Source organism: Vreelandella sulfidaeris (assembly GCF_042429665.1).
Taxonomy (GTDB): domain Bacteria; phylum Pseudomonadota; class Gammaproteobacteria; order Pseudomonadales; family Halomonadaceae; genus Vreelandella.
Map to the genome: position 1 here is coordinate 1,119,186 of NZ_JBHMAC010000010.1, position 17,274 is coordinate 1,136,459.

General features: G+C 55.1%; 13 protein-coding genes. 10 read left to right on the forward strand and 3 right to left on the reverse strand.

Features of this window, described 5'->3' with window-relative positions:
- The first annotated feature begins 111 nt into the window (after positions 1-111).
- The 3 genes from htpG (at position 112) to sixA (ending at position 3,764) form a co-directional block, all read left to right on the forward strand.
- Entirely contained in the window at positions 112-2,016 is a 1,905-nt protein-coding gene (gene htpG / locus ACFFLD_RS10040) for a molecular chaperone HtpG (protein WP_386039693.1), read from the forward strand.
- A 142-nt stretch (positions 2,017-2,158) separates the two neighbouring features.
- Positions 2,159-3,289 carry an NAD(P)H-dependent glycerol-3-phosphate dehydrogenase gene (locus ACFFLD_RS10045; RefSeq protein WP_386039696.1) on the forward strand — a complete coding sequence of 377 codons (1,131 nt, stop codon included), beginning with the start codon at positions 2,159-2,161 and terminating at the stop codon, positions 3,287-3,289.
- Positions 3,282-3,764 carry a phosphohistidine phosphatase SixA gene (gene sixA, locus ACFFLD_RS10050; protein ID WP_386039698.1) on the forward strand — a complete coding sequence of 161 codons (483 nt, stop codon included), beginning with the start codon at positions 3,282-3,284 and terminating at the stop codon, positions 3,762-3,764. Before ACFFLD_RS10045 ends, sixA begins: the two co-directional genes overlap by 8 nt.
- A 57-nt stretch (positions 3,765-3,821) precedes the next feature.
- On the opposite strand, the gene gatB is transcribed toward sixA, so the two are convergent.
- The 3 genes from gatB to gatC form a co-directional block, all read right to left on the reverse strand.
- Entirely contained in the window at positions 3,822-5,276 is a 1,455-nt protein-coding gene (gene gatB / locus ACFFLD_RS10055) for an Asp-tRNA(Asn)/Glu-tRNA(Gln) amidotransferase subunit GatB (protein ID WP_386039700.1), read from the reverse strand.
- Complete coding sequence (gene gatA, locus ACFFLD_RS10060; protein WP_386039702.1) at positions 5,276-6,736, reverse strand: Asp-tRNA(Asn)/Glu-tRNA(Gln) amidotransferase subunit GatA; 1,461 nt, start codon at positions 6,734-6,736, stop codon at positions 5,276-5,278. Before gatA ends, gatB begins: the two co-directional genes overlap by 1 nt.
- 71 nt (positions 6,737-6,807) lie before the next feature.
- Positions 6,808-7,095, reverse strand: coding sequence for an Asp-tRNA(Asn)/Glu-tRNA(Gln) amidotransferase subunit GatC (gatC, locus tag ACFFLD_RS10065; protein WP_386039704.1), 288 nt, complete (start codon positions 7,093-7,095; stop codon positions 6,808-6,810).
- Positions 7,096-7,320: 225 nt separating this feature from the next.
- Here gatC and ACFFLD_RS10070 point away from each other — a divergent pair, with 225 nt between their 5' ends.
- From ACFFLD_RS10070 to tldD, 7 genes are all read left to right on the forward strand, one after another.
- On the forward strand, positions 7,321-8,358 hold the full coding sequence (locus ACFFLD_RS10070) for a rod shape-determining protein (RefSeq protein ID WP_007114671.1): 1,038 nt from the start codon (positions 7,321-7,323) through the stop codon (positions 8,356-8,358).
- Between the two features lie 24 nt (positions 8,359-8,382).
- Complete coding sequence (mreC, locus tag ACFFLD_RS10075; protein WP_386039707.1) at positions 8,383-9,357, forward strand: rod shape-determining protein MreC; 975 nt, start codon at positions 8,383-8,385, stop codon at positions 9,355-9,357.
- Positions 9,357-9,845 (forward strand): rod shape-determining protein MreD, encoded by a 489-nt coding sequence (gene mreD / locus ACFFLD_RS10080; RefSeq protein WP_386039709.1) that lies wholly within the window; start codon positions 9,357-9,359, stop codon positions 9,843-9,845. Before mreC ends, mreD begins: the two co-directional genes overlap by 1 nt.
- Positions 9,842-10,429 carry a Maf family protein gene (locus ACFFLD_RS10085; RefSeq protein WP_386039711.1) on the forward strand — a complete coding sequence of 196 codons (588 nt, stop codon included), beginning with the start codon at positions 9,842-9,844 and terminating at the stop codon, positions 10,427-10,429. Before mreD ends, ACFFLD_RS10085 begins: the two co-directional genes overlap by 4 nt.
- Before the next feature lie 66 nt (positions 10,430-10,495).
- On the forward strand, positions 10,496-11,959 hold the full coding sequence (gene rng, locus ACFFLD_RS10090) for a ribonuclease G (RefSeq protein ID WP_386039713.1): 1,464 nt from the start codon (positions 10,496-10,498) through the stop codon (positions 11,957-11,959).
- A 6-nt stretch (positions 11,960-11,965) separates the two neighbouring features.
- Complete coding sequence (locus ACFFLD_RS10095; protein WP_386039715.1) at positions 11,966-15,820, forward strand: YhdP family phospholipid transporter; 3,855 nt, start codon at positions 11,966-11,968, stop codon at positions 15,818-15,820.
- Positions 15,817-17,268, forward strand: coding sequence for a metalloprotease TldD (gene tldD / locus ACFFLD_RS10100; protein WP_386039717.1), 1,452 nt, complete (start codon positions 15,817-15,819; stop codon positions 17,266-17,268). Before ACFFLD_RS10095 ends, tldD begins: the two co-directional genes overlap by 4 nt.
- Positions 17,269-17,274: the final 6 nt, after the last annotated feature.

Genomic DNA, 17,274 nt, shown 5'->3' on the forward strand with positions numbered 1-17,274 from the left:
CTGCTTGAAAAATAGCTGCTTATCCCCATATCAGGTTCATGAAACCAGATTCGCCTCTGCTGCGCTGCAGGGGCACTTGTCTCAATGTGATCCATACGAAGGGCTAAGCGCATGACGACTGCTACTCATGAAGAAACTCTTGGCTTTCAAACGGAAGTTAAGCAATTACTGAATTTGATGATTCACTCTCTGTACTCTAACAGAGAGATATTCTTACGCGAGCTTATCTCTAATGCCGCCGATGCGTGCGATAAACTTCGCTATGCTGCGCTCGATAATGACGCCCTCTACGAAGGCGACAGCGAACTGCGCATTGAAATTGAGCACGACCGGGAAGCCAATACCATTACCTTGCGTGATAACGGTGTGGGCATGAACCGGGAAGACGTGATTGCCAACTTGGGCACCATCGCCCGCTCTGGTACAGCCGAGTTTCTCAAGCAGCTTTCTGGTGAACAGCAGAAAGACGCCAAGTTGATCGGTCAATTTGGTGTGGGCTTTTATTCCGGGTTCATCGTTGCTGATGAGATGGCGGTACGTACGCGTAAAGCGGGAACCGATGCCGCTGAGGGCGTTGAGTGGCGCTCGAAAGGGGAAGGCGAGTTTACCGTTGCCGATATTGAGCTTGCCCAGCACGGTACCGAAATTACCCTGCATCTAAAAGAGGATGCCAACGAGTTTGCCGATGACTACCGTTTGCAGGGATTAGTACGCAAGTACTCGGATCATATCGAAGTGCCCGTGCGTATGCCTAAGACGGAAACGGCAAAAGACGATGAGGGCAATAGCATTGAAGGTAGTGAAGTCACTACCTGGGAAACCGTTAACGAAGCCACGGCGCTTTGGTCACGCCCCAAGAGCGAAGTGTCCGATGATGAGTATAAAGCGTTCTACAAGCATGTGGCCCACGATTTTTCTGACCCGCTAACCTGGAGTCACAACAAGGTCGAGGGCAAGCTTGAATACACTAGCCTGCTATATGTGCCTGGGCGTGCCCCCTTTGATATGTTCGACCGTGACGGTGCGCGTGGGGTAAAACTCTACGTTCAGCGTGTCTTTATCATGGATGACGCAGAACAGTTTCTGCCGCTCTATCTACGCTTTATTAAAGGCGTGCTGGACACCCGCGAGCTGTCGTTGAACGTATCGCGGGAACTGCTTCAGCAGGATCCCAACGTCGATAAAATCAAAGCGGCGCTCACCAAGCGCGGCTTGGACATGCTGAAAAAACTCACCAAGGATAGCGAGCAGTATCAAACCTTCTGGAATACGTTTGGTAGCGTGTTGAAAGAGGGCCCGGGTGAGGATCCGTCCAACCGCGAAAAAATTGCTGGTTTGCTGCGTTTTGCCTCCACCCATACCGATACTGCGGCCCAAGAGCATGCGTTGGCAGACTACGTAGCGCGCATGAAAGAGGGCCAGCAGAAGATTTATTATGTGGTGGCGGATAGTTTCAATGCGGCTAAGAACAGCCCGCATCTTGAGATCTTCCGCAAGAAAGGTATCGAAGTGCTGCTGCTGTCGGACCGCATTGATGATTGGCTCATGAGCCACCTGACCGAGTTCGACGGCAAATCATTTGCCGATGTCGCCAAAGGCGAGCTGGACTTGGGAGATGTCGAAGATGCCGATGAGAAAAAAGCTCAGGAAGAGACCGCAAAAGCCAAGGAAGAGCTGGTTAAGCGCGTGAAAGAAGCGCTTGGTGAAGGGGTTCAGGAAGTGAAAATAACCCATCGCCTGACCGACTCGCCTGCTTGTGTGGTGCTGCCTGAGCATGAAATGGGCTATCAGATGCGTCGGATTATGGAAGCCGCCGGTCAGCCGTTGCCTGAGGTGAAGCCCATTCTTGAACTCAATCCCAGCCATGCGTTGGTCGAGCGTTTGGAAGGTGCGGATGGCGATCTGTTCACTCAGCTCTCCTACATACTGCTGGACCAAGCCATCATTGCCGAAGGTGGCCATTTAGATGATCCTGCTGCCTATGTGAAACGTCTGAATAGCGTGTTGACCGCCTAGTTGACTGGTTCGCGCTAAGACATTATCACTGTCAGTATTACCCTCCCGGCCCGTTGGTTACCCCCAGCGGGCCGCCTGTATTGAGATGCTGGTTTTGATAAAGTGGTTGTCTACGCTCTGCAAGACTTACTAGGACATCATCATGGCTGAGCAGCAAATCAATGTCACCGCACCCATCAACGTAGCGGTGTTGGGTGGCGGAAGTTTTGGTACGGCGCTGGCGAGCATTGCCGCCGATAACGGCGCTCACGTTCGCCAGTGGATGCGTGACGAAACCCTGGTGGCACAAATAAATCAAGAGCATTGTAACGGACGCTACCTACCGCATTACGCGATGAACCCAGCCGTCCAAGCCTCCACTGACCTTCAAACCGTATTGGCCGATGCAGCGTTGGTGTTGATTGCCATTCCATCCAAGGCTTTTCGTAGCGTGGTGCAGCTCGCTAAAGCCTGGTTGACGCCCGATCAAATATTGGTAAGTACCACGAAAGGCATTGAGCAAGACGGCTTTTTGCTGATGAGCCAAGTGCTTGAGCAGGAAACAGGTTTTACTCATATTGGGGTGATTGCGGGGCCAAACCTGGCGTCAGAAATTGCCGATAAACAGCTAACCGCCACCGTGATTGCCAGCGCTGATCCACTAACGCGTACTCGGGTTCAGCAGGCGTTAGGCTGTCGTTACTTTCGTGTCTACGCCAGTGATGACCGTCATGGTGTCGAGCTAGGTGGCGCACTAAAGAATATTTATGCCATTGCCGCGGGCATGGCGGCGGCGCTGGGCATGGGTGAAAACACCCGCAGCATGCTGATGACCCGCGCCCTTGCTGAAATGAGCCGCTTCGCGGTCGCCCAAGGGGCGAATCCCATGACGTTTTTGGGCTTGGCGGGCGTTGGCGACTTGATCGTTACCTGTTCATCTAACCTGTCGCGTAATTACCGTGTGGGTTATGCCATTGGAGAGGGGCGCACGCTTGAAGAGGCCGTCGATTCGCTTGGCCAAGTCGCAGAAGGCGTCAATACCGTTAAACTGGTATGTGCCAAGGCTAGCGACATGGGCGTGTATATGCCGTTGGCTGAAGGGCTTAAACATGTGCTGTTTGATGGCGTACCGGCGCAGGATATGGCGCGCACGCTGATGATGGGAGAGCAGAGTAGTGACGTAGAGTTCATTTTATCTCGTGAAGCCGTCCAGCAGGCCCATCGTGATCCCGCTTTGCAAAAGCCGGCGGCTCACGATTCAACCCAACACACCAAAGGAGACGGGCATGGCTAAGGTGTTGATCATGCGCCACGGCGAAGCGGCACCAGGGCATCCCGATCATACGCGTCGGTTAACGGCACGCGGCAAGCAGGAAGTGACGCGAATGGCGCGCTGGCTGGCCGAACGGGTAGCTAATGGCGAACTGCCCATGCCACGATTTTATGCCAGCCCCTACGTCCGGGCGCAGCAAACAGCGCAGTTGCTGTGTGATGAACTGGAGGCATCGCTTGAAACGCTGGAGATTATTACCCCTGACGATGCTCCTTGCGGGGTGAGCGATTGGTTGATGAGTGAGCCTGAAAACGTTCCGCTTATGCTGGTCAGCCATATGCCTTTAGTTGGCGAGCTTGCTGGGTTACTGGTAGAAGGCAGCGCTGCTCAGGGCCTTGGTTTCCCTACGGCCGCCATTGCAGAGCTTGAGGCTGACGTATGGGCTGCAGGGTGTGCCAGGCTAACGGGGTTTACCCAGCCCAGCCAGGTGGGGTAAAAAAACGGCTGCCGAGGCAGCCGTTAGTCGTTAGACACGTTCAGATCAACACTGTTGTTACAGCAGAGCGTCCAGTTTCGCCTTGAGCACCCCGTTTACCTGCTGGGGGTTGGCCGTCCCACGCGACGCCTTCATCACCTGACCGACAAAGTAGCCGATCATCTTGCCGCGTTTTTCCGGCTCTGAATCGCGGTACTGGGCAACTTGGGCAGGACTGTCGGCGATCACCTGATCGATCATCGCTTCAATGGCGCCGGTGTCGGTTACCTGCTTTAGCCCCTTAGCTTCAATGACATCATCAGCGGATTCGCCCTGGCCATTCCAGAGCGCCTGGAAGACCTCTTTGGCGGCTTTGCCGTTAATGGTGTTGTCCAGTACACGGCTGATCAGCTCGCCAAGTTGACGTGCTGAAATCGGGCTGTTGGCGATGCTTAGATTTTCACGATTAAGGGCGCCAGAAAGCTCGCCTTGAACCCAGTTGGCTGCCTGCTTGGCATCACCGCACTCGCGGTATACCGATTCAAAGAACTCGGCCATATCACGGCTGGCAGAGATGACATTGGCATCGTAAGCAGACAGCCCCAGCTCGTTCTGGAAGCGCTCGCGTTTATCCGCTGGCAGTTCGGGAAGCTGGCTGCGCAGATGATCCAGATAAGCTTGATCAAGCACGACCGGCAGCAGATCAGGGCAGGGGAAGTAGCGATAATCGTTAGCTTCTTCTTTGGTGCGCATGCTGCGGGTTTCATCGCGCTCGGGATCAAACAGGCGGGTTTCCTGAACGACGGTACCGCCGTCTTCGATTAGCTCGACCTGACGCTCCACTTCAAACGCGATGGCGCGTTCCACGAAACGGAACGAGTTGACGTTCTTGATTTCAGCCCGGGTGCCAAATGCTTCCTGGTCTTTGGGGCGCACCGACACGTTGACGTCGCAGCGCATGGAACCTTCCGCCATATTGCCGTCGGAAATGCCCAGGTAGGTGACAATCGAGTGAATCGCCTTGAGATACGCTGCTGCCTCTTTAGCATTGCGCATATCGGGTTCAGATACGATTTCCAATAGCGGGGTACCCGCACGGTTCAAGTCAATCCCGGTCATGCCATGAAAATCTTCATGGAGTGATTTACCGGCATCTTCCTCAAGGTGCGCATGGTGAATGCGGATACGCTTTGTGCTGCCGTCTTCAAGGGTGATTTCAACCTCGCCAGGACCCACGATGGGGTGATACATCTGGCTGGTTTGATACCCTTTCGGCAGGTCAGGGTAGAAGTAGTTTTTACGGTCGAATACTGATACTTCAGCGATATCGGCATGCACCGCCAAGCCAAACTGAACGGCCATCTCGACGGCCTGCTCATTAAGGACCGGCAATGTGCCGGGGAGGCCTAAATCGACCGCACACGCCTGGGTGTTCGGCTCAGCGCCAAACGCCGTTGAGGCGCCAGAGAAAATTTTCGAGCGCGTTGCGAGCTGAACGTGGACTTCAAGCCCAATCACGGTTTCCCATTGCATTAGGCGTACTCCTCAGCAAAGGCAGGACGTTGTAAATGCCAGTCGGTCGCTTGCTGAAACTGATGAGCGACGTTAAGCAACTGCGCTTCGGCAAAATGGGTGCCCAGAATCTGCAGGCCTACCGGACGGCCGCCGACAAAACCAGTCGGTACGCTAATGCCGGGAATGCCGGCCAGGTTAACCGCGATGGTATAAATATCCTGCAGGTACATCGATACCGGATCTTTTTTCGCGCCGAGGTCAAAGGCGGACGTTGGCGAGGCCGGGCCCATTAGTACGTCTACGTCACCAAAAGCGTCCAGAAAATCTTGGCGAATCAAGCGCCGCACTTTCTGGGCTTTGGTGTAGTAGGCGTCAAAGAAGCCTTCGGAAAGCGTATGCGTGCCGATCAAAATACGCCGCTTGACCTCTTCTCCAAAGCCTTCGGCTCGTGAACGTGTATACAGGTCAATCAAATCACTAGGGTTGTCGCAGCGGTGGCCAAAGCGCACGCCATCGTAGCGCGACAGGTTGGAAGAGGCTTCCGCCGGGGCGATCACGTAGTAAGCCGGAATCGCATAATGGGTATGCGGCAGGCTGACGTCACGCACCGTGGCGCCCAGTGATTCGTAAACCTTTACCGCTTCACGGACGGCCTTTTCGACCTCTGGATCTAGGCCGTCGCCAAAATACTCTTTGGGTAAGCCGATCTTAAGGCCGGTAAGCGGGGCGTTAAGGCCATCCACGTAGTCTGGTACGCCACGGGCTACGCTGGTCGAATCGCGCCCATCGTGGCCGGCAATAACGCCTAACAGGTGGGCGCAATCCTCTGCGCTGCGTGCCATCGGGCCTGCTTGGTCAAGGCTTGAGGCGTAGGCAATGATGCCAAAACGAGATACTCGACCATAGGTGGGCTTTAGCCCGGTAATGCCGCAGAACGCTGCCGGCTGGCGAATAGAGCCACCGGTATCGGTACCCATGGCTGCGGGTACTAAACCTGCCGCTACGGCTGCTGCGCTGCCGCCAGAGCTCCCGCCGGGCACCGCGGTTAAATCCCACGGGTTTTTAACGGGCCCATAGAAACTGTTTTCATTGGAAGAGCCCATGGCGAACTCGTCCATGTTGGTTTTACCCAAACTGATCGTGCCCGCCGCGTTCAGCTTTTCAACCACGGTGGCATTGTAAGGCGCGATAAAATTATCCAGCATTTTTGAGCCGCAGCTGGTTTTAACGCCGCGGGTGCAAAAAATGTCTTTCAGCGCTAAAGGAATGCCCTTTAACAGCCCGGTGTTACCCGCCGCTCGCTCTTTATCGGCTATTTCGGCTTGGTTAAGCGCCTGTTCAGCGGTCACGCTGATAAAACTATTCAGCTTACTGTCTGCTTTTTCAATGCGCTGCAAATAGTGAGCCGTAAGTTCGCGGCTTGAAAACTCGCCGTTTTTTAAGGCGTCAGCGAGTTGCGTTAATGTTTTCTCATACATGACCCGGAAGCTCCGTTCAGGGGCGAAAAAAAGAGGCAAGCGTGGCGGCCTGATAAATTCCCAATGGGTGGTTATTCAACCACGCGCGGAACGAGATACAGGCCGTTTTCCACTGCCGGAGCACAGCGCTGAAACTCATCTCGCTGGTTACTTTCAGTCACTTCATCAGCGCGTAGTCGTTGGGTCGCGTCTAATGGGTGCGATAGCGGCATTACACCTTCCGTATCAATGCTTTGTAGCTGGTCGACCATATCCAGAATCCGGCTAAGATCGTCTACAAAGCCGCTGGCTTGGTCGTCACTGACGGCGAGTCGGGCTAGGTGAGCGGCCCGGCGCACATGAGATTCTTCAAGCGCCATGATCGAGATTTCCTCGTAAACGTGATGGAACGTAATCGGCGTTAGGCGGTATACATACCGATAGTAAAAGCGTCTTGTGGAGCAGACGTGGAAATAGCCGTAAAAGGTACCACATCTTGACCCTGACGGGCAGTATTAGAGACGACTCGTGCTTGCTGCCAAGGGGTTGCAGTGATACCGTTTGCATCCGCACAGGTTCCCGGTCTGCACTAGGTAACAACATCCATGTTTAAACGTTTAAGGGGGCTGTTTTCCAGCGATTTATCGATCGATCTGGGTACGGCCAACACACTGATTTATGTACGCGGTCGCGGTATCGTGCTTGATGAGCCGTCCGTGGTTGCTATTCGCCAATCTGGCAATATGCGTAGCGTCGCGGCGGTGGGTACCGATGCCAAGCGAATGCTTGGGCGTACGCCGGGTAATATTACCGCTATTCGACCGATGAAAGATGGCGTCATCGCCGACTTCACCGTCACCGAGCAGATGCTCCAGCACTTTATTCGCAAAGTTCATCAAAGCACCTTTTTGACCCCTAGTCCGCGCGTGCTGGTGTGCGTGCCTTGCATGTCAACGCAAGTGGAACGCAGGGCGATTCGGGAGTCGGCAGAAGGCGCTGGCGCCCGTGAGGTGTTTTTGATTGAAGAGCCGATGGCGGCAGCGATTGGCGCAGGCTTGCCGGTCGATGAAGCTCAGGGCTCAATGGTGGTGGATATCGGTGGTGGTACCACTGAAATCGCGATCATTTCTCTCAACGGTGTGGTCTACTCCGAATCAATTCGTGTCGGTGGTGATCGTTTCGATGAGGCGATTACCGCATACGTGCGTCGTCACTACGGCAGTTTGATTGGTGAAGCCACAGCGGAGCGCATTAAAGAAGAGATAGGCTGTGCTTATCCAGGTGGCGAGTTGCGCGAAATTGACGTACGTGGGCGTAATTTAGCTGAAGGCATTCCCCGCAGCTTTACGCTGAATTCCCACGAAACCCTGGAGGCGTTACAAGAAACCTTGGGTTCTATTGTGGCCGCGATCAAAAGCGCACTTGAGCAGTCACCGCCCGAGCTTGCGTCCGACATCGCTGAGCGAGGCTTGGTACTAACCGGTGGTGGTGCCTTGTTACGCGATTTGGATAAGCTCATCGCTGAAGAGACGGGATTGCCTGTCATTGTGGCCGAAGATCCGCTGACGTGTGTTGCTCGCGGCGGTGGTAAAGCGCTGGAAATGATTGATCAGCATACGTTTGAGTTGCTGTCGAGCGACTAATCGCAGCGGTTAATTGCGGGGGGATTGCCTATTAAACCGCTGTTTTCGCACGGGCCATTGCCGGGTTATCGGTTGTTTTTTTGCGTATTGGCTGCCAGTGCATTGATGTTTGTTGACCAGCGTTTTACACGCATGGAGCAAGTGCGCGCCCAAATGTCGATGGTCGTTGCTCCTATTCAATGGGTCGTTAGTGTACCTAGCGACCTGCTGAATTGGGGCTCGCTTGCGCTCTCCGATCAACAGGCATTGGTGGACGAAAATCGCCGCCTGCGCGAGCAAATTCTTACTCTCTCTCACCGCGGCCAGAGAATGGCCAATTTGACGGCGGAAAACAGTGAGCTGCGTGATTTGCTAAAGGCTTCTGAGCGCCGCGATATTCCCTATATCACGGCGGAATTACTGTCACTTGATAATGATCCCTTTAGCCATCAGATGGTGGTTAACCGTGGCCATCGTAACGGTGCCTATGTAGGCCAGCCAGTGATTGATGCTTCCGGCTTGGTGGGGCAAATTACCGCCGTGTCGGCCTACTCCAGTCGCGTATTGCTATTAGCCGATGCCAGTCATGCGCTACCGGTCCAGTTGAACCGTAACGGGCTGCGCTTTATTGTGCAGGGCGCTGGCCGTTATAACAGCGTTAACGTGATGTATGTGCCTGACACTGCAGACATTCGCGAGGGTGACTTGTTAACCACATCAGGCTTGGCCGGGCGCTTTCCGCAAGGTTACCCGGTCGCGCGCGTGTCTGAAGTGTTTCATGATCCGGGCCAGCCCTTTGCGCGCGTCACGGCGGAGCCGATGGCGCAGCTACAGCGTTCGCGACACTTCTTATTGCTGTTTCCGCCGCCGCGTCGGGAAGTGGACGAAAACGCCTGGGATGAGACGCTGGATATTTCGGCTCAGGCATTACGCTCGTCATTTCAACTCTCGCGCCCTGACGAGACACTACCTGACCAAGCGTTACCTGAACCCACTGCCTCACCCCAAGAGGTGCCTTGATGCCGCGCGCACCAGTGATTCCGCTAGTGGTTGTTTGGTTTAGCCTTTTGTTGGCGCTCTGCCTGCAGGTGATGCCGCTGGCTGATGGCTGGCAGGTATATCGTCCCGAATGGCTGGGCTTAATGCTGATTTACTGGTGTATGCGTACACCTGACCGGGTCGGCGTTTTTCACGGTTTTGTGCTGGGTATCTTGATGGATTTAATCGAAGGTACCGTGCTGGGGCAACATGCATTGATTTATGCGCTGCTGGCATTTCTATGTGCCTTGGTGTATCCCCGTTTTCGCGCTTACTCATTGGTGCAACAATCGGCGCTGGTGTTGGTATTGCTGGGCCTGGTACAGCTCCTCGGTCAGTGGTTGCGTACTATCCTAGGTGATTTTTCAATCGATCTAGCGTTTTTAATTCCCTCTCTGATCAGCGCCATACTATGGCCCTGGCTTGCCACCTTGTTGCAAGCATTAGAACGTCGAATGGCGGCGTCATGAGCGAACTCCTGCCGGTCTTGTGCTTAGCGTCCGCCTCGCCGCGTAGAAGAACCTTATTGGCTTCCATTGGCGTGCCGGTGAGCGTGCACCCCTGCGATATCGATGAGACACCGCTTGCCAATGAGTCTGCCCGTGCGTACGTGCAACGTTTAGCGATAGCCAAAGCCGCGGCCGCCGCACCATTTACCGAGCTGCCAACGCTCGGTTCAGATACCGCTGTGGTCGTTGATGGGCGTATTCTAGGTAAACCCATGGATGCCGAGGAGGGCGCTTTTATGCTGCGGCTGCTCTCAGGTCGTAGCCATGAGGTGCTGACGGCAGTGGCGGTTAGTGGCCCAGAGGGGATGCTCGCTTGTTGTGTGGCTACTCAGGTGACCATGCGTGAGATAACCACCGATGAAATTGCCGCCTACTGGCGCACCGGAGAGCCAGTCGACAAAGCCGGTGGCTACGCCATCCAAGGCTTAGCCGCTATCTTCGTGAAAGATATTAACGGTAGTCACTCGGCCGTCGTAGGGCTCCCGCTGTTTGAAACGACTGAATTGCTGCGTCGCCAGGGTGTCCCTATCTGGCAGCGCGCTTAGGGTGGGCTGAAGGCGTTACCGCCCGTATCGCTGGCAAGAAATACGTTAACCAACAAGGATTTTTGCATGAGCGGTGAAGTTCTCATCAATTTAACGCCAATGGAAACTCGCGTAGCGCTGGTTGAAAACGGCGTTTTGCAAGAGGCACTGATCGAACGTTCTCGTCGGCGCGGTATCGTAGGCAATATCTACAAAGGCAAAGTGGTTCGCGTATTGCCTGGCATGCAGGCTGCCTTTGTTGATGTTGGCTTGGAACGGGCGGCGTTTATTCATGCTCACGAAGTCATGCCGCCCGGAACGCCACTGGATGAACAGCTAACGATTGGTCAGTTGCTCCACGAAGGGCAGGCGCTCGTTGTTCAGGCAACGAAAGATCCCATCGGCAGCAAAGGGGCGCGCTTAACCACGCACCTATCGATTCCGTCGCGTTACTTGGTTTATATGCCTGACTCACCTCATCATGGCGTGTCGCAGCGCATTGAGGATGAGCGCGAACGTGAGCGTTTAAAAGCGCTTCTGGATAGTAGCGTGGCGGAGCAGACGCTGGAGGTCACGGGGGGCTTTATTGTCCGCACGGCGGCAGAAGGTGTCGGCGATGAAGAGCTAAAAGGGGATATGCACTTTTTGCTGCGGTTATGGCGCAAAGTGAGTGAGCGTAAAGTGAGTGCTCCACCACAGACCGTGATTTATGATGATTTACCGCTGTTTATACGCACTCTACGCGATGTCATGCGCGACGATATCGAAAAAGTGCGCATTGATTCACGCGAAAACTTTGTCAAGCTGGTTGAATTTGCCGAAGAGTTTATGCCCGGTGCCGTTGAGCGAATCGAGTATTATCCCGGCGAGCGGCCTATCTTCGACCTTTACAGTGTCGAAGATGAGATCCAAAAAGCCCTAGGACGTAAGGTGCAACTGAAGTCGGGGGGCTACTTGGTGATTGACCCCACTGAGGCAATGACCACCATCGATGTCAATACAGGTGGTTATGTTGGTCACCGCAACCTTGAAGAAACCATTTTTAAGACCAATCTGGAAGCCGCCACGGCGATTGCGCGTCAGCTTCGGCTGCGCAATTTAGGCGGTATCATCATCATTGATTTTATTGACATGATTGATGTGGAGCATCAGCGCCAAGTATTACGGGTATTGGAAAAGGCGTTAGAGCGCGATCACGCCAAAACCAAGTGCACCGGCGTCACCGAACTTGGTCTTGTTCAGCTTACCCGTAAACGAACGCGGGAAAGCCTGGAGCAAACGCTCTGCGAAGCCTGTCCTACCTGTAGTGGGCGGGGGACGCTTAAAACCCCAGAAACCGTCTGCTATGAAATTTTTCGGGAAATTCTACGCGAAGAGCGCGCTTACAGCGCTGAAACTTACATGGTGCTTGCCTCGCAGCCCGTCGTTGACCGTTTATTAGATGAGGAGTCAGCGGCAGTGGCCGACCTGGAAACGTTTATTAATAAAACGATCCGATTTCAGGTTGAGCAGCACTACTCCCAAGAGCAGTACGATATCGTACTGATGTAACTCGCCATGCTTATCCGTTCGCTGATGCGGTGGAGTTTGCTGGTCACGGCCTGGCTATTGGGTAGCCTGGCGGTGCTGCTGCTTCTGCTCCGTTTGGCTATTAGCCAAGTCGATGCCTTGACCCCCCGTCTGGAGGCGTTACTTGAGGCACGTATTGGCGTGCCGGTGACAATTGAGCATTTGTCGCTCACGCTTGCCCGCAATGATCTGTTGCTACATCTAGACGGGCTAAGTGCGGCAACGCCTGATGGACAAGCGCTGTTTTCTTTAGATCAGGCACGGCTGCGTTTGGATAGTTTGGCGTCGCTGAGTAGTTGGGCACCCATTTTTAGTGATGCACGCATTAGCGGCACCGAGTTTCACCTCTATCAAGGTATGGGCGCCTCTTGGCAGTGGCCTCAGCCTGCTCGGTTACCATTACTGCTAGCACCAGAGCCGGACGTTGATCTCGCCACCATTGATGACTGGGCCGGCCTGCTGCTGCGCCAACGGCTGTGGGTAGACAACACCCGCGTAGTGCTTCATGGCAGCCAAGATACCATCACCCTTCATGCCCAAACATTATTGCTGACAGGCGATGAGAGACGCACGCGCCTGGAGGGCGCGATCAGTGTTGCGGAATCTCTCCAGCAGGCGCGCGAGGTAGAGCTGCCAGCGGCTGAAATAAAGGTGGAAATGCAGCCGGGTCAAGCAGGGTTCAGTGATTTCTCTGCCGCCTTTCAATTGGATATTCAGCTTGATCAATTAGTCGAACTCGCGGATCTGTTTCGGCCTGACCATGTCCCCTTTTTAGAGCAAGCAGGAGGCAGCGCGCGACTGTGGGGGCGTTGGAGTGCTGGGCGGCTTGAAGAGGGCCGTGTTGCCGTTAATGTTCCTCAACTGACGCTTCGTCATAACGTTCAATACGCCGTATTAAGAGATATCAAAGCCAATGGCTTGTGGCAGCGTGACGGCGAGGGGGGGGAAGCGTGGTTGAGCGGTGATGCTGATAGTGTGGAATGGGCGCAGCCCCCGGGGGGGAGCGTCGGTCCTGCCTTGCCACGGCACTGGCACGCCACCCATCAACCTGGCCGTTGGGAAGTTCGCACCAGCGCATTTGAGCTAGCATCACTGACTGCCTGGCGTGATTATGTCTTCCTGCCTGAATCGTTGACACGGGTGTTGCAAACACTCGCCCCGCGCGGGCAAGTGCAGGGCTTACAGATAGGTCAAAAAGATGGTCACTGGGGCGTGGATGCGGCGTTAACCAATCTACAGGTGTCGCCATGGCAGCATGCGCCAGGGGGCGGGCCTTTGGACGCCTGGGTGCAGGCGCGGGACTTACGAGGTCATGTGCTGTTTAGCAGTGACGGTGATAGCTCACTCTATTTTCCTAAGCTGTTTGCTGATCCGATGCAATTACGCCACGCCGAAGGTGAAGTGGAGTGGGTATATGACGGCCCTAATTCCATGGTCAGTGGTAAGCACTTACGCGCCAATTGGGACGGGGCCGAGGTGTCGGGTGGCTTTGGTTTAGTGACTGGCAATCAGCAGGGGCATTTTGGGTTAGATCTTGCGTTTAATGATGTCGATGCTGTTGAGCGTCCGTTGGCCCAATGGCTGCCGTTAAACGTTCTGGATGAAGCGTTGCGTGAATGGCTACTGAATGATGTCGGTGGCTATGTGACCGAAGGTTCCTTGCAGCTAAGTCAGCCGTTAGGGAAGGCGGTGACCGCCGATGATTTGACAGCGACGCTGGCGTTAGCGATTACCCAAGGGCATCTCCCAATAGCGCCAGGCTGGCCGCGCCTGGATAATGTGGAGGGGCGCCTCAAGTGGCACGACAAAGTACTCAAGGCGGAGATCGACAGCGCCAACAGCCATGGTGTCACGGCTTCCGAGGGGCGCTTGGTCATGGAGGATGACATACTGGAGCTTTCTGGCCAGCTCAGCGCGGAAGGTCAAGCGCTCAGTACGTTCCTGCAGGCGATGCCCGACGTGGATCTGGCGCCTCTTAAGGAGCTGCGAATCAGCGGTGATGTCGATGGCGATATAGCGCTGTCGTTGCCACTGGATACACCCGACGCGCTTCAGTTGGAGATCAATGCGCAACCTAATCTTTCAGAGGTGGTTTACCAGCCGTTGGGTTTACGTGCTCGGTCCGTGGTGGGAGATCTCTCGTGGTTACAGGATGGTGAACGAAAAGGGTTAATAGGTGAAGCCAGCGCTCGCCTGTTAGGGGGCGAAATAAGTGCAGATATTGATACGCAGCGTAACGGCCTACAGCTGCGTGGAAACGTCGCTAGCGCCGCGCTTTTCGGGCTAGCCGGGTTAGAGGCTGGTCAGGACACGCTACCGCTTGAAGGCCAGCTTCAGTGGCAGGGCCGGATGACGTTAATGCCGACACCTATTCTTCACTTGGAAAGCCGTTTACTCGGCATCACCAGCCACTTGCCGGAACCTTTTGCCAAAACGGCACAGCAGCCTTGGCCCTGGTCTTTAACCGCTGATATCGGTGAAGGCCGGTTAGAAAGCCGTCTGGCCGATATTGCCTATGCGCGCCTTCAGCAGCGTAACGGCGACATTGCCGGATCGCTGAAGATGGGCAGCACGGCAATCAGCGTTCCCGACTGGCCTGTTCAGCCGGGTATTGATGTCGACGCCGCGATACCAAGGCTTGATCCTCTGGCTTGGCAGCAGGCGATAGCTCCCTTAATGAACAGTGAGGCGGCTGTTTCGTCTAGTGAGCCTCCTCAGATGCCGCTAGCGGTATCGCTATCAACGCCCTGTGTGGTGTATCAAAATGAGTGTTTAGGCAATCTCCGCGCAACAGGAGGACTCAATAATGGCCTTATCGATGTGGATGTGGACGGTAATATTGCGACCGGTCACGTGCAGTACAATGCCGAAGCGGTGCAACCTTTAGACATCACGATTGACGAGCTGGCGCTTGATCGCCTGCTGGCGTTAGCTAACGTGGAGCACGATAGCGATGCGCCTACCCCAGACTCCTGGCTAGAGGCTGTCGACACCCAGCACGAACCACCTGCCGCGATTCCCGATTGGCTTGCTAACGTGCCCGATGGACGGCTAAGGCTAGCCGAGTTAGCGATGGGCTCGCGTCGCTTTGGTCCTTTGACCGCGTATTGGAAAACCAATGGCGAGCGTTTTTCACTAACCCCCGTCGGCTTAACGTTAGGTCAGCTCTCAGCACGTGGTGAGCTGCACTGGGAGGGAGGGGCTGTGTCGAGCCACACCTGGGCGGATATATCTATTCAGGGCGGGGATGTTGGAACCGCGCTTGAGCGGCTGGATCAGCCGGTGGCCTTGCGTAGTCGCAGTACCGATGTCAACGCCTCTTTGGACTGGCCAGGCGCCCCCTGGCAGTTAATATTGAGCCATGCCGATGGCTATATCAGTGCCGATATTCGTGATGGTCGCTTTATCACCCTGGAATCTGCGCCGGTACGTTTAATCGGGTTGCTTAATTTTGATAATATCCTGCGTCGTCTGCGGCTGGATTTCTCTGATGTAACCGGCCAGGGTACGGCGTTTGACCGAGTTAACGGTACCGCCGATGTTAACGGTGGGGTGTTGACGTTACGCGGCCCATTGCAAATTAGCGCTCCCGCCGCCACCTTAACACTTACTGGCAAGGCCGATCTTGTTAGCCGTGAACTTGACCAGCGACTTGGCGTCATACTGCCCGTAACCCAAAGTTTACCGTTCGCCGCCATTGCGGTGGGTGCGCCGATCGTAGGTGGGGCGCTATTTCTCGTTGATCAACTATTTGGTGACGCCTTAGATCGCGCCACGACTCTCCATTATCGCGTGCGAGGCCCCTGGTCCTCGCCGCAGGTTACTTTAGAAGGCCCTCAATGACCGCATATAAAAGTGATGTAGATACGGCTGCCGCCATTCTGTTGACCCCTGGAGGCCTGGATATAGAGTCGCTGGAAACGGGGTTGGGCTATGCCATGGGGGTGGGCGTTGATTATGCCGATCTCTACTTTCAGCGTACCTGGCAAGAGGGCTGGGTACTGGAAGATGGCAAGGTAAAAGAGGCTAGTTACAACATTGATGGCGGGGTGGGCGTACGCTCGTTAGCGGGTGAAAAAACCGGCTTTGCCTACTCCAATCAGATTACTGCTGATGCGCTCATGGACACTGGCCGGACAGCGGCGGGAATTGTGCGTAGCGGAAAACGCTTGCCAGGCCAGCTGGTGCGTCCGGTCTCGGCCGTGTCGCGCTATGCAGGTATTGATCCGTTAACGGGCTTGAGTGCGGAAGAGAAAGTCGCGATGCTGAATTTAGCGGACCGTACCGCGCGTGCTGCCGATCCCAGTATCAGTCAAGTGAGTGCGTCACTCTCGGGTACTTATGAAGTGGTGTTGGTGCGCGCCAGCGACGGCACGCTGGCGGCCGATATTCGCCCATTGGTGCGCTTCAATGTCAGTGTTATCGCGGTAAAAAATGGCCGACGTGAGCGCGGCAGTGCCGGCGGCGGTGGTCGCTACTCAATGGCAAAATTGCGTGATGACCAAGTGGCGGAACAGTACGCTAAAGAGGCGGTTCGTCAGGCATTGGTCAACCTTGAGGCGATTGAAGCCCCGGCAGGGCAAATGCCGGTGGTGCTGGCGTCGGGATGGCCGGGAATATTGCTCCATGAGGCGGTCGGTCACGGCCTTGAGGGCGACTTTAACCGCAAGGGGAGCTCTGCGTTTGCCGGACAGATGGGTAAACGTGTCGCCGCTAAGGGCGTCACCGTGGTGGATGACGCCACCCTGGCAGACTGCCGCGGTTCTATGAGTGTTGATGATGAAGGGACACCTGGCCAATACACGCCGCTCATCGAAGACGGTATTTTAACGGGCTATATGCAGGACAAGCTCAATGCCCGTTTAATGGGAATGGCGCCGACGGGCAATGCCCGACGTGAGTCTTTTGCTCATCTACCCATGCCGCGTATGACCAATACGGTCATGCTTGCCGGTCAGGATGAGCCTGAGGACATCATCAAAAGCGTCAAACGAGGCATTTATGCCGTGAGCTTTGGTGGCGGGCAGGTGGATATTACCTCGGGCAAATTTGTGTTTTCGGCCAGCGAGGCTTATCTGATCGAAGACGGTAAAATCACCGCACCGGTTAAGGGCGCCACGCTGATTGGCAATGGCCCTGAAGCGATGGGGCGTGTTTCTATGATTGGCCATGATATGGCGCTGGATACCGGTATTGGCGTGTGTGGCAAAGAGGGGCAGGGAGTGCCGGTAGGTGTCGGTCAGCCCACCCTGAAACTGGATGAGCTGACCGTTGGCGGCACGCAATCCTAGGCGTTG

Coding starts and splice junctions, on each gene's coding strand:
- htpG (WP_386039693.1), top strand. CDS start 112: ATGACGACTGCTACTCATGAAGAAACTCTTGGCTTTCAAACGGAAGTT.
- ACFFLD_RS10045 (WP_386039696.1), top strand. CDS start 2,159: ATGGCTGAGCAGCAAATCAATGTCACCGCACCCATCAACGTAGCGGTG.
- sixA (WP_386039698.1), top strand. CDS start 3,282: ATGGCTAAGGTGTTGATCATGCGCCACGGCGAAGCGGCACCAGGGCAT.
- gatB (WP_386039700.1), bottom strand. CDS start 5,276: ATGCAATGGGAAACCGTGATTGGGCTTGAAGTCCACGTTCAGCTCGCA.
- gatA (WP_386039702.1), bottom strand. CDS start 6,736: ATGTATGAGAAAACATTAACGCAACTCGCTGACGCCTTAAAAAACGGC.
- gatC (WP_386039704.1), bottom strand. CDS start 7,095: ATGGCGCTTGAAGAATCTCATGTGCGCCGGGCCGCTCACCTAGCCCGA.
- ACFFLD_RS10070 (WP_007114671.1), top strand. CDS start 7,321: ATGTTTAAACGTTTAAGGGGGCTGTTTTCCAGCGATTTATCGATCGAT.
- mreD (WP_386039709.1), top strand. CDS start 9,357: ATGCCGCGCGCACCAGTGATTCCGCTAGTGGTTGTTTGGTTTAGCCTT.
- ACFFLD_RS10085 (WP_386039711.1), top strand. CDS start 9,842: ATGAGCGAACTCCTGCCGGTCTTGTGCTTAGCGTCCGCCTCGCCGCGT.
- rng (WP_386039713.1), top strand. CDS start 10,496: ATGAGCGGTGAAGTTCTCATCAATTTAACGCCAATGGAAACTCGCGTA.
- ACFFLD_RS10095 (WP_386039715.1), top strand. CDS start 11,966: ATGCTTATCCGTTCGCTGATGCGGTGGAGTTTGCTGGTCACGGCCTGG.
- tldD (WP_386039717.1), top strand. CDS start 15,817: ATGACCGCATATAAAAGTGATGTAGATACGGCTGCCGCCATTCTGTTG.